This is a genomic window from Sphingopyxis sp. JAI128, assembly GCF_014207235.1.
GTDB lineage: Bacteria > Pseudomonadota > Alphaproteobacteria > Sphingomonadales > Sphingomonadaceae > Sphingopyxis.
This window is the reverse complement of record NZ_JACHDA010000002.1, coordinates 129,027-140,811: the sequence shown is the minus strand read 5'-3', so window position 1 is coordinate 140,811 and position 11,785 is coordinate 129,027. Positions and strand designations below refer to the sequence as shown.

13 protein-coding genes are annotated in these 11,785 nt (G+C 66.2%); 4 read left to right on the top strand and 9 right to left on the bottom strand.

Features of this window, described 5'->3' with window-relative positions; translation table 11 throughout:
• Window positions 1–16: 16 nt before the first annotated feature.
• Window positions 17–223 (top strand): 30S ribosomal protein S21, encoded by a 207-nt coding sequence (gene rpsU / locus HDC35_RS04685; protein WP_003047635.1) that lies wholly within the window; start codon window positions 17–19, stop codon window positions 221–223.
• 461 nt (window positions 224–684) lie between these two features.
• On the opposite strand, the gene rsmA is transcribed toward rpsU, so the two are convergent.
• From rsmA to HDC35_RS04645, 8 genes are all read right to left on the bottom strand, one after another.
• Entirely contained in the window at window positions 685–1,524 is an 840-nt protein-coding gene (gene rsmA, locus HDC35_RS04680; RefSeq protein WP_311770711.1) for a 16S rRNA (adenine(1518)-N(6)/adenine(1519)-N(6))-dimethyltransferase RsmA, read from the bottom strand.
• The gene (gene pdxA, locus HDC35_RS04675; RefSeq protein WP_184644230.1) at window positions 1,521–2,540 is read right to left on the bottom strand and encodes a 4-hydroxythreonine-4-phosphate dehydrogenase PdxA; all 1,020 of its coding nucleotides are present in this window, start codon (window positions 2,538–2,540) and stop codon (window positions 1,521–1,523) included. The genes rsmA and pdxA overlap by 4 nt, the downstream gene beginning before the upstream one ends.
• Window positions 2,540–3,877 carry a peptidylprolyl isomerase gene (locus HDC35_RS04670; RefSeq protein ID WP_058805350.1) on the bottom strand — a complete coding sequence of 446 codons (1,338 nt, stop codon included), beginning with the start codon at window positions 3,875–3,877 and terminating at the stop codon, window positions 2,540–2,542. Before HDC35_RS04670 ends, pdxA begins: the two co-directional genes overlap by 1 nt.
• Before the next feature lie 116 nt (window positions 3,878–3,993).
• Window positions 3,994–4,158, bottom strand: coding sequence for a hypothetical protein (locus HDC35_RS04665; protein WP_184644228.1), 165 nt, complete (start codon window positions 4,156–4,158; stop codon window positions 3,994–3,996).
• A gap of 45 nt (window positions 4,159–4,203) precedes the next feature.
• The gene (locus HDC35_RS04660) at window positions 4,204–4,383 is read right to left on the bottom strand and encodes a hypothetical protein (protein ID WP_184644226.1); all 180 of its coding nucleotides are present in this window, start codon (window positions 4,381–4,383) and stop codon (window positions 4,204–4,206) included.
• An 85-nt stretch (window positions 4,384–4,468) separates the two neighbouring features.
• Window positions 4,469–5,419, bottom strand: a complete 951-nt coding sequence (locus HDC35_RS04655; RefSeq protein ID WP_184644224.1) for a LysR family transcriptional regulator — start codon at window positions 5,417–5,419, stop codon at window positions 4,469–4,471.
• Window positions 5,416–5,775: a RidA family protein gene (locus HDC35_RS04650; RefSeq protein ID WP_184644222.1), complete on the bottom strand. Its 360-nt coding sequence runs from the start codon at window positions 5,773–5,775 to the stop codon at window positions 5,416–5,418. Before HDC35_RS04650 ends, HDC35_RS04655 begins: the two co-directional genes overlap by 4 nt.
• 135 nt (window positions 5,776–5,910) lie before the next feature.
• On the bottom strand, window positions 5,911–6,822 hold the full coding sequence (locus tag HDC35_RS04645; RefSeq protein ID WP_184644220.1) for a DMT family transporter: 912 nt from the start codon (window positions 6,820–6,822) through the stop codon (window positions 5,911–5,913).
• A gap of 203 nt (window positions 6,823–7,025) precedes the next feature.
• On the opposite strand from HDC35_RS04645, the gene HDC35_RS04640 reads away from it, so the two are divergent.
• The 3 genes from HDC35_RS04640 to leuC are packed head-to-tail and all read left to right on the top strand — an operon-like array spanning window position 7,026 to window position 11,093.
• On the top strand, window positions 7,026–8,369 hold the full coding sequence (locus HDC35_RS04640) for a phosphotransferase family protein (protein ID WP_184644218.1): 1,344 nt from the start codon (window positions 7,026–7,028) through the stop codon (window positions 8,367–8,369).
• A 19-nt stretch (window positions 8,370–8,388) separates the two neighbouring features.
• The gene (locus HDC35_RS04635) at window positions 8,389–9,684 is read left to right on the top strand and encodes an acyl-CoA dehydrogenase family protein (protein ID WP_184644216.1); all 1,296 of its coding nucleotides are present in this window, start codon (window positions 8,389–8,391) and stop codon (window positions 9,682–9,684) included.
• Window positions 9,681–11,093, top strand: coding sequence for a 3-isopropylmalate dehydratase large subunit (leuC, locus tag HDC35_RS04630; protein ID WP_184644214.1), 1,413 nt, complete (start codon window positions 9,681–9,683; stop codon window positions 11,091–11,093). Before HDC35_RS04635 ends, leuC begins: the two co-directional genes overlap by 4 nt.
• Here leuC and leuD read toward each other — a convergent pair.
• Window positions 11,090–11,674, bottom strand: a complete 585-nt coding sequence (leuD, locus tag HDC35_RS04625) for a 3-isopropylmalate dehydratase small subunit (RefSeq protein ID WP_184644212.1) — start codon at window positions 11,672–11,674, stop codon at window positions 11,090–11,092. The genes leuC and leuD overlap by 4 nt on opposite strands.
• Window positions 11,675–11,785 lie beyond the last annotated feature (111 nt).

The window sequence follows — 11,785 nt, the reverse complement described above, 5'->3', positions numbered from 1 at the left end:
GGAGACGACACGGCGTATGCAGATCATCGTTCGCGACAATAATGTCGACCAAGCCCTTCGCGCGCTCAAGAAGAAGCTGCAGCGTGAAGGCGTGTATCGCGAAATGAAGCTGCGCCGTCACTACGAGAAGCCCAGCGAAAAGCGTGCCCGTGAACGCGCCGCCGCTGTCCGCCGCGCCCGCAAGATGGAGCGCAAGCGGATGGAGCGCGACGGCATCAAGTAGGACCGTCTCCCGTTCGGGATCCTGATCGTGAAAAGGGCGCTGCGGAAACGCGGCGCCCTTTTTCGTTGGGGGGCAGAATGGGGCGGGCGGTTTCGACCGATAGTTGTCATAAGATCCTCCCTGTGTCGTAGCCATGGGGAGCATATTCCACTCATCATCATCCCGGACTTGATCCGGGATCCATCGCGGCGTCGAAGTCATGGACTGCGGATCAAGTCCCGGGTGACGAGGGGGGCTGGTGGGACGGCTCGCCACCCCAAAGCAGACACGTGCAAAAAAACGCTTTCCTACAATATCCGGCTATGCCTACCTTCATCCCCTAGAAACAAGGGATCGCGGCCGGGCACCTCCCGCATCCGCGCGGCGTTAAATCGGGCGGTGCACAAGGCTGACTTTTACTGACCTTTGGACGGTATCGGCGGCAGCAAACCGCCGTCAGCCCACATTACAGACGATTTGCGTCAGCAACCAAGTTCCCGTGCCAGCTCGACCCATTCGGCGACGCTGACCGTCTCGGCGCGCCGCGTCGGATCGATGCCGATCGCCTCGGCCGCATCGACCGCACCCTCGATGCCCTTCAGGCTCTGGCGCAGCATCTTGCGTCGCTGGCCGAACCCTTTTTCAGTCAGTTTCGACAGGCGCTTCGGATCGACGCCGGCGGGCTCTTCGGCGGGTGTCACGTGGATGACTGCGGACATCACTTTCGGCGGCGGCGTGAAGGCCGAGCGATGCACCTTCATCGCGATCCTGGCGCTCGAGCGCCACTGCGCGAGCACCGCGAGCCGGCCATAGGCGTTCGTTCCGACCGGCGCGACGATGCGTTCGGCGACTTCGAGCTGGAACATCAGCGTCAGCGACAGCCAGCGCGGCGGCCATGCCGCCGGTTCCAGCCAGCGCGTGAACAGTGCGGTCCCGACGTTATAGGGCAGGTTGGCGACGATATGATAGGGCGCGCCGCCCGTCAGCGCGTCGATATCGACCGCCATCGCGTCGTCCGCGATCACCGTCAGCTGCCCAGGGAAGGCCTGGCCCAGCTCGGCGAGCAGCGGCAGGCAGCGATCGTCGCGCTCGACCGCAATCACCTTTGCTCCGGCGCGCAGCAAGGCGCGCGTCAGTCCGCCGGGGCCGGGGCCGACCTCGAACACTGTCGCGCCGTCGAGATCGCCGGGAAGCGCCGCGATCCGATCGAGCAACTGTTCGTCGAACAGGAAATTCTGGCCCAGCGCCTTGCTTGCCGACAGCCCGTGGACGCGCACCGTCTCGCGAAGAGGCGGCAGCGGCGTGAGCGGCTGGACAGTCACTTGGCGGGGGCGAAGTTGCGTTCGCGCGCGAGCGCCATCTGCCCGGCCATCGCGATTGCCGCGATCGTCGGTCCGGGATCGGCCTGGCCCGTGCCGGCGATGTTGAACGCGGTGCCATGGTCGGGCGAGGTGCGGATGATCGGCAGGCCGAGCGTCAGGTTGACCCCGTCGTGGAAATGCAGCGCCTTGAACGGCGCCAGCGCCTGATCGTGATAGGCGCAAAGCAAAGCATCGTAGCGCGAGCGCACCGCGGGGGCGAACAGGCTGTCGGCCGCCACCGGGCCGTCGACGACGATCCCCTCTCCGGCAAGCTGTGCGACCGCGGGCGCGATGATCCGCTCTTCCTCGCTGCCGAGTTGACCGCTTTCGCCCGCATGCGGGTTCAGCCCTGCGATCGCGATGCGCGGAGCCTCGATGCCGAAATCGCGGCGTAGCCCCCGGATCACGATCCGCGCCTTGGCGACGATCAACTCGCTTGTCAGTCGTTCGGGCACGTCGGCGAGCGGTATGTGGACGGTCAGCGGCACGACGCGCAGGCTGGGACCGGCGAGCATCATCACCGCGTTGGTCGCGGTGACGCCGCAACGTTCGGCGATGAATTCGGTCTGTCCCGGATGGGTATAACCGATGCCGTGCAGCGCGTATTTCGACACCGATCCGGTGACGAGCGCTGCGCTCGCCTGATTGCGCGTCAGCCCGATCCCGGTTTCGAGCGCATGGAGCGCGCAGGTCGCGCCCGCCGGGGTCGGGACACCGGGCGTCAGCGGGCCGCTATCTTCGAGGTGCCAGACGGGCAGGGCGTCGCCGAATATCCTGGCCGCGTCGTCCATCTCGCCGACGCGCGCGACGGGACCGTCCCAAACGGCGGCGATGGCGGCCGCGTCGCCGATGGCAACGAAGGGAGGAAGGGCATTCTCGCGGCGCGCCGCCCAGGCGCGGGCCGTGACTTCGGGTCCGACGCCGGCCGGGTCACCCATGGTGACCGCGATCGGCCGCGGATTGTGAGGATCAGGCATCAGCTATATTCGATCACGGCATCCCGGCGCAGGTCGCGCAGATAGCGCTGGGCCCGCTTGTTGACCTTTTCTTCGAGCAAACGCTGTTCGATCTGTTCGCTGTCCGCTGTCGTGGCGGACTGGGGCAGGTCGCGGCCGCAGAGGACAAGGACGCTGATGCCCTCGTTCGCGGCGCCGAACGGTTGCGTCGTCTGCCCGACCTGAAGGTTGACCAAAGTCGCCTGCAAGGGCGCGGGCAATTGGCGCATTTCGATATTGTCGCGCGAAACGACGCTGGCGCCCAGCGATTTGGCGACATCGTCGGCGGCGCCGCAACCCGCGATGCCGCGCGTCGCTTCGGCAAACTGGCCTGCCAGTTCGGACGCCCTGGCTTGCGTCGTGCCGACCGGAAAATCGAGCGAGATTTGCTTCAGGCTCAGAATCGCGTCGCGCGGATCGGCGGTCAGCACTTGGCGCCGGTCGATCATCAGCATGATCGACATGCCGCCGGGCACCTCGATCGGGCCGACGAGCTGGCCGGGTTGCATCTGCATCGCGGCATCGGCCATCGACTGCGGCAACAGCGCGGGGCGGACCCAGCCCAAGTCGCCGCCGACGCTGGCCGTCGATGCTTCGGAAAACTGGCGCGCATAGGCGGCAAAGCTGCCGCCCGACTGCAAGGCCTGGATGATCTTTTGCGCGTTTTCCATCACCGCGGCGGCATTTTCGGGTGTCGCCGACAGATAGATTTCGCCAAGATGGAATTCATCCTGGCCCTTTGCCTCGTTCAGCCGCTTTTCGACCGCCTGCACTTCGTCGGTCGATACGTTGGTGGTCGACTGGATATTGCGCGACAGCAAGCGGTCCCAGGCAAACTCGCCGCGAATTTGCTGCTTCACCGCGGCAGCCGACGATCCTTTCGAATCCAGATAGGCCGAAAATTGTTCGGGCGTCTGCTTGAAGCGCGCGGCCAGCCGGGCATATTGCTCGTTCACGACATTCTCGTCGATCGCGATGTCGGCGGCCCTCGCCTCCTGAATCTGCAATTTCTCGTCGATCAGATTGCTGAAGACCTGGCTGCGCAGCCGCTGCAACTCTTCGGGTGGCAGCACCGCATCGCTGTTCGCGATGCGGATCAGCGCCATACGCTGTTCGATATCGGTTGCGGTGATGATCTCGCCGTTCACCGTCGCGGAGGGGCGATAGACGTTGCCCTTGGCATCGCCGTAAATCTGGACGTTGCCCGGAATATTGAGGCTGGTCGTCGGAACGTCGCTGTCGGCGACGGTCTGGGCCAGCACGGGCGTGATGCCTGCGGCCACCGCGATCAGGCCAATCATGGTCGAAAATCTGGTCATTGCTACCCTATTCGAGAATTACCGGCACGCTCCGTATCAGCGGACACGCCTGATGGTCCAGCGCAATCCGCCATTGGAGCCATTTGATGCCTGTTCCTAAGTCCGCGACGCTGAACCTAGGCTGAGCGAGTTTCGCCGCCCCAGACCCGCTCTATGGTGTCGTCGGCGGCGCTTCCATGCGCGAAGTCGATGTAATGGCGGCGGGCGAGCGCATGAAGCGCGCGGCGCGATTCGATGGCAAACGCCCGGCTGGCGAGCGCGTCAGTGTAGGAATAGCTCAATTGCGCGCCATTGGCGAAGCTGGTGCCGCGTCCCGGCTCGTCGGCCTAGTCGATGCCGGTGACGCGGTGCCCGCGATCCGACAGGGTGGGCGCGGTCGCCATGCCGACGATGCCGGCGCCCACGAGGACCATATCCTGCGGCCGCGCTGTCGCCTTCGTTTCGCCAAGGCGAAATTCTGCCCGCGTGTTTCGACTCGATCCCCCTGGGGTCGCGCCCTTGCCCATGCAGGTGCGCGCCTCATTGGGGACAGATTATCGAGCGCACACTTGTCGCAAAGCTGTAATCATTTGGGAATGATATAGGCTCAGGTTATGGCTTTGCCGTGCGACTGGCGGCGAGGACTTCCTCCAGCGTGCGCAGGAACAATCGCGCTACCTTCGACGGTGGACGGTCTTCGAGCGTAACCCAGGAAATCGTGAAGCCGAGCGGCGGCTCGGTCCGGTGCCAGGAAAAGCCCGGTGCCTGCCAGGCGCGAGCGGTAAATTCGTCGACCACGGTGACGCCACCCTCGAGCTGCGCGAGGCGCGCTGCGATGAAGAAGGTCTGCACCGACACGGCTTCGCGGTACGCGATTCCGCGTTCGCGCGCCGCGCGGGTCAGCACATCCCCGATCGGTCCGGTCGCCGCGACGCCGATCAGGTCACGGTCGGCAAGCTCGCCGAGCGGTAGGCGATCCCCGACCTGGCCGAACGCGCCGGTCGGACCAAAGGCGACCAGCTCGCCCTCCGTCAGCAGCGCGCGCGTCAGCCGGGGGTGCGCCGGCGGGGTATAGGCGATCGCAATGTCGGTTTCGCGCTCGATCAGCGACCGGACCAGATCATCGTGGTGATGGGTATGCACCTCGAAGGTCACGCGCGGCCAGTCGCGGCGGAACTGGGCGATCGCTTGCGGTACGACGTCGAGCGCGAGGCTCGGGACGATGCCGAGCCGGATGTGCCCGCCGCCCGCCTGCGACAGGTTGCGCGCGGTCTGCTGTAAGGACGCGAGGCGGTCGAACACGTCGCCGGCCTCGCGGATCAGCGCGTGCGCTTCGTCGGTCGGAACGAGCCGCCCGCGCGCAAGCTGGAACAAGGGAAAGCCCAGGCTGTCCTCGGCATGCCGCAGCGTTTTCGAGACCGACGGTTGTGATACGCCCAGCGCGCGCGCGGCGGCGCTGATCGACCCATGGGTGTAAACGGCGTGAAAAACCTCAATCTGGCAAAAGCGCATGACCCGTGTGTACCCGCGCAGAAGCTGCGGGCCAACGGTGTTTGCGCTCATGGGCGCTTCGCGACGGCTTCGACCTCGATCAGCGCACCGGGCGCCAGCAGCGCCGACACGACGGTCGAACGCGCGGGGTAGGGAGTTTCGAATATGTAGCGATAGGCGTGGTTAAATGCGGCGCCGAAGGCTGCATCGGTCAGCCAGGCGGTCACTTTGACCACGTCGCGCGGGGTGCAGCCTTCGTCGGCGAGCACGCGGACCAGGTTCGCGAGCACGCGTTCGGCCTGCGCTTCGATCCCCCCGGGAACGATGGCGCCGTCATCGCCGCGCGCCAGCTGGCCCGATGTGAAGACCAGCTCGCCGGCGGTGCGGGCGGCGGACAGGGGCGGTAGGGATGTGGGCGATGCGGACATGGATCATTCTCCCGGCGGCTGGACGAAGCTGCTCCCTATGCGCCTGCGGCTGTACGAAACATCTCGAAAAGTGCCGAGCCCCATAGGCGCGGGTTATGGCTTGCCGACCCCGGCCGGCTAGCGATGCGCCGCCGGTCAGACCGTCGCGAGCAGTGCGAGGATCACCCCCGCGGCGACGAGCAGCAGGCCTGCGATCTCGTGCCACCGAACGCGCTCGTGGAGGTATAAATGCGCGAAGGCGACGGTGAAGATCACCTCGACCTGCCCGACGATGCGCACGAGCGCGGCGGGCGCGGCGGCAAAGCCGATATACCAGCATGCCGAACCGAGCGCCGAGAGCAGGCCCACCTGGCTCGATGTGCGCCACGAGCGCAGCGCGGAAACGAGGGTGGGGCGGTCGCGCGCGACGATCCATGCCAAGTGGAGGACGCTCTGCATCGCCATCACGACGACCAGCGTGACCAGCGCCGACGATATCAGGTCGAACCCCGGCAGCTCGGCGGTGGCGAGCTTGATCGCGATCGCGGCGCAGGCGAACATCGATCCGGCGCCGAGCCCGCAAAGCGCGGCGGGCTGCGCGAGCGCGCCACATATCTGGCGCACCGTGATGCCGCGCCCGGCGAGCGCGAGGATGAGCACCCCGGCGACGCCCGCGACAATTCCGGTCCATGCGAGCAGCGGCAAATGCTCGTCGAGCAACAGGGCGGTGACCAGGGCGACCTGCATCGCTTCGGTCTTGGAAAAGGCGGTGCCCACGATGAAACCGCGATGGCCGAATGCCGTGATCAAAAGGATCGTCCCGACCATCTGGGTGGTTGCGCCGGCGGCCGCAAAACCGAGGTAGGTTTGGGACAGCCGCGGTACCCCGGCACCCATTAGTGACAACCAGACCGCGGCAAAAGCCAGCGCGAACGGCAAGCCGTAAAAATAGCGTACCAGCCCCGCGCCGCTTACGCTGAGCTCGGCGCGCAGGCGTTGCTGGAGCGCGGTGCGCCACGCCTGGAACAGCCCACCGAGCAGCGAGGCAGGAAGCCAGATCGGGTTCATGCTTGCCGTCCGCGGGGAAGGGAGGCCGTCGCGGCAATGTACAGAATCGTCTCTCTCCCCGTTTTCGTCCTTGCCCGACGGCTCCCGTCTATATAGATTAGTATTCTAAGTAAATTGCAATCGGGGTATATGGTGCGGCGATTTCGACTGGCGTTGGGGAAAGGGCGTTCGACGGGTGGGACTAAGCGCGGTAGATCGTTCGCATGACCGATATATCCGACTCTCTCGCCTTGTTTATGTTGCGGACGGTTGGCGCCGGGGCCGTGTCGAACTTGTGCCGTTTGTCTGGCGGAGCAAACATGGAGAGCTGGTCGTTCGATTGGGGCGCGGGTGGCGAGGGCGAAGGATTTGTCCTGCGGCGCGCTCCGTCGGCGGCCTATATGGCGGACCGTCCGTTCGGTCATGGCGACGAGGCGGCGCTGGTGATGGCGGCTTTTGCGGCGGGGGTTAAGGCGCCCGAAGTTGTGGGGGTGCTGGCGCCGGGCGACGGTCTGGGGACGGGTTATGTGATGCGGCGGGTGACGGGCGAGGTGTCGCCGGCGAAGATATTGAGGTCGCCGCCGCGGTCGCTGCTGGACGACCTCGGGCGCGAACTGGCGCGCATTCACGCCGTGCCGCTGGCGAGTGTGTCCGATGCGATCCCGTTGATGGACACGCGCGCGGCGCTGGCGGAGCTTCGGTCGCGCTTTCTGTCCTACGGGGGCGACCGGCCGGTGATCGCGCTGGCGATCAAATGGTGCGAGGATCATCTGCCCGAGGCGGCGGCGCCGGTACTGGTGCATGGCGATTACCGGATGGGCAATGTGATGGTCGATGAAGACGGGCTGGCAGCAGTGCTCGACTGGGAGCTCGCGCACCGGGGCGACGCGCACGAGGACCTGGCGTTCGGCTGCATGAGCGTGTGGTGCTTCGGCCACCTGGAGCGGCCCGCGTTCGGGGTGGGCAGCCTTGCGGACTATTTTGCCGCTTATGAGGCGGCGGGCGGCGTCCGGGTCGATCCCGCCCGCTTCCGTTTCTGGCTGGTCTACCGGACCTTGTGGTGGGCGCTGGGGTGCCTGCAGATGGGGCAGGCGTGGCGGAGCGGCGCCGACCGCACGGTCGAACGCGTCGTGATCGGGCGGCGCACGGCCGAGCAGGAACTCGACCTGGTGCGGCTGCTCGAGGAAGAAGCGCCCGAGAGCGAGCGGGCGCGGGCGCTGCCGCCCTCGCCCGGTGCTGCGCCTGCACCGACGGGCGAGCCGACGAACCGCGAGGTGGTCGAGGCGGTGCGCGACTGGATCGAAGGCGCGATCAAGCCGGGTGCCGAAGGGCATGCCAAGTTCGAGGCGGTGGTGGCGATGAACGCGCTCGGCATCGTGCTGCGCGATCTTGATGCGGGGGCGCGCGCCGAAGACAAGGCGCTGGCCGATGCTCTGCTGTCGGGCGAGGCGACGCTCGACGAGCCGGGGCTGCTCGCAAGGCTGCGGCGTGAAGTGCTCGACAAATGCATGGTCGACAGCCCCAAATATGCGCCCCTGGCGGCGGCGCGGGCCGGCTGGCGCGGATAGCGATAACAGGGAGAGAGACATGGACTTTGCGATGCCCGCCGATTTGCAGGCGTATCTGGACGAGCTCGACGCGTTCATCGAGACCGAGATCCGGCCGCTCGAGCTGGCGGACGACAATATCCGCTTCTTCGACCATCGCCGCGAGCATGCGCGCACCGACTGGGACAATCAGGGGCTGCCGCGCCGCGAGTGGGAAGAGTTGCTCAAGGCGGCGACGCGCAAGGCCGATGCGGCGGGCCACTGGCGCTTCTCGGCACCGAAGAAATATGGCGGCAAGGACGGCAGCAATCTGTGGATGGCGGTGATCCGCGAGCATCTGGCGGCGAAGGGGTTGGGGCTGCACAACGACCTGCAGAACGAGCACAGCATCGTCGGCAACTTCCCGTTCGTCGAAATGTTCGAGCAGTTCGCTACTAGCGAGGAACAGAAGGCCGAGTTCATCCTCGGGGGGTTCGAGGGCAAGCGCCGCACGGCGTTCGGGCTGACCGAGCCCGATCACGGATCGGATGCCACCCACATGGAGACGCGCGCCGTGCGCGAGAGCCGCGACGGTATCGACGGCTGGCGGATCGACGGGCGTAAGATGTGGATCACCGGCATGCATGTCGCGACGCATTGCGCGACCTTCGCGCGCACGAGCGGCGACGACGGCGACGCGAAGGGGATTACCTGCCTGCTCGTGCCGACGGGGACCGAGGGCATGACGGTCGATGAATATATGTGGACCTTCAACATGCCGACCGACCATCCAAGGATGACGTTCAGCAATGTGTGGGTGCCCGACAGCGCGCGGCTCGGCCCCGAGGGCGGCGCCCTCGCGATCGCGCAGAGCTTCGTCCACCAGAACCGCATCCGTCAGGCGGCAAGCTCACTGGGCGCGGCGGTCTACTGCATCGAGGAGAGCGTCCGATACGCAAGGCAGCGCAAGCCGTTCGGCGAAGCGCTGGCGAAGAACCAGGCGATCCAGTTCCCACTCGTCGAGCTCGCGACGCAGGCCGAGATGCTGCGCCTGCTCATCCGAAAGACCGCGTGGGACATCGACAACACCCCCCACAAACAGATCGAACGCACGCTCTCCGACAAGGTCAGCATGTGCAACTACTGGGCGAACCGCCTAGTCTGCGATGCCGCCGACCGCGCCATGCAGGTCCATGGCGGCATTGGATACTCGCGCCACAAACCCTTCGAACATATCTATCGCCACCACCGGAGATACCGCATCACCGAAGGCGCCGAGGAAATCCAAATGCGAAAAGTCGCAGCTTATCTTTTCGGGTTCATGGGGCCGAGGAAAGAAACGCTGGGGGGACTGTGAAAGCCCCGCTCACGCTTTACGACAAGATATGGGACAAGCACGCCGTCGCTGACGACGACGGCGAAACCCTGCTCTATATCGACCTGCATCTGCTGCACGAGGTTACCTCGCCGCAGGCGTTCGCTGGGCTCGACGCGGCGGGGCGGACCGTTCGGCAGCCGGCGCGCGCGCTCGCGCTGTCCGATCATAATGTCCCCACGACGGGGCAGGCGGCGGGGCCGGCTGGTGTGGACGATGACGAAGCGCGCGCGCAGCTCGAGGCGCTGGTCGCCAACACGCGCCGTTTCGGGATCGAGAATTTCCCGATGGGCGACCCGCGCGGCGGCATCGTCCATGTGGTCGGGCCCGAACAGGGGCGCTCGCAGCCTGGAATGACCATCGTCTGCGGCGACAGTCATACCTCGACGCATGGCGCGTTCGGTGCGTTGGCCTTCGGCATCGGCACGTCGGAGGTCGAGCATGTGCTCGCGACGCAGACGATTCGGCAGCGCAAGTCGCGTAATATGCGGATCACGGTCGACGGGCAGCTTGGGCCGCATGTCCATGCCAAGGATCTGGCGCTGCACCTGCTCGCGGCGATCGGTGTCGACGGGGCCTCCGGGCATGTCATCGAATATGCGGGATCGGCGATCCGAGCGCTGTCGATGGAGTCGCGCATGACATTGTGCAATCTCAGCATCGAAATGGGCGCACGCGCCGGGCTGATCGCGCCCGACGAAACGAGCTTTGCCTATCTGGATGGGCGTCCCGCGGCACCGCAGGGCGCGGCATGGCACGCCGCCCTTGCTCGCTGGAGCGACTTGCCCACCGATGACGGGGCGCTATTCGACCGGGAGATCGTGTTCGACGCCGCCGATGTGCGGCCGATGGTCAGTTGGGGCACGAACCCCTCACAATCGGTCGCGATCGATGCGCGCATCCCGGATCCGGGGGCGCTGGCCGCGGGCGACGCGCGCGTCGCCGCCGATCGGGCGCTGGCCTATATGGGCCTGACGCCGGGACAGGCGGTTGCGGGAATCCCGCTCGACCGCATTTTCATCGGCAGTTGCACGAACAGCCGGATCGAGGATTTGCGGGTCGCGGCCGCCGTCGTGCGCGGGCGAACCGTCGCGCCGCACATCCGCGCAATGGTCGTACCGGGTTCGGGGCTGGTCAAGCGGCAGGCCGAGGCAGAAGGGATCGACCGCGTGCTGCGCGCGGCGGGGTTCGACTGGCGCGAACCCGGCTGTTCGATGTGCGTCGGGATGAATGCCGACCGGTTGCAACCCGGCGAACGCTGCGCAGCGACGTCGAACCGCAATTTCGAAAACCGCCAAGGGCGCGGCGGGCGTACGCATCTGATGAGCCCGGCACTTGCAGCCGCAAGCGCGATCGCGGGATGCATCGCCGACCCGACAAGCCTCGGCTAGAGGCGCGCCTCGTAGCGCGCGATCGCGGCGTCGTGCCGCAACGTTCGCGTAATGTCGTCGAGCCCTTCGATCAGCGTGCGCCGGTCGTCGGGATCGATCGCGAAACCGATCGCCTCGCCCGATGCGAGAAGGATGCGCTGTTCAATCAGGTCGACCGTCAGCGGCGCGAATTGCGCGCGGGCGATGTCCGCGCGCAGCCGTTCGCAGATCCCGTCGGGCAGGCGGACGAGCAGCAGGCCGTTCTTGCGCGCATTGCCGGCGAAAATGTCGCCGAAGCTTGGCGCGACGACGCAGCGGATTCCGAAATCGGCGAGCGCCCACACCGCATGCTCGCGCGACGACCCGCAGCCGAAATTGCGCTCGGCGACCAGAACGCGCGCCTGCCGGCCCGCCGGATGGTTGAGGATGAAGTCCGCGCGTTCGGCGCCATCGGGCGTGTAGCGAAGCTCGCGGAACAGGTGGGCGCCGAGCCCGCAGCGCGTCAGCCCCTTCATGAAGCGCGCCGGGAGGATCATGTCGGTATCGACATTGGCGAGGGGTAACGGCGCCGCGATCGCGGTCAGCCGGTCGAATTTTTCCATTGGGCCTATCCAATAACTTAGATATCTAAGTATAATGTAAAAAACCGTTTGTCCAAGGATATCGCGGTGCCGAAGCAACTTGCGGCGCGAATCATAGAGCCCTAAGGTTTG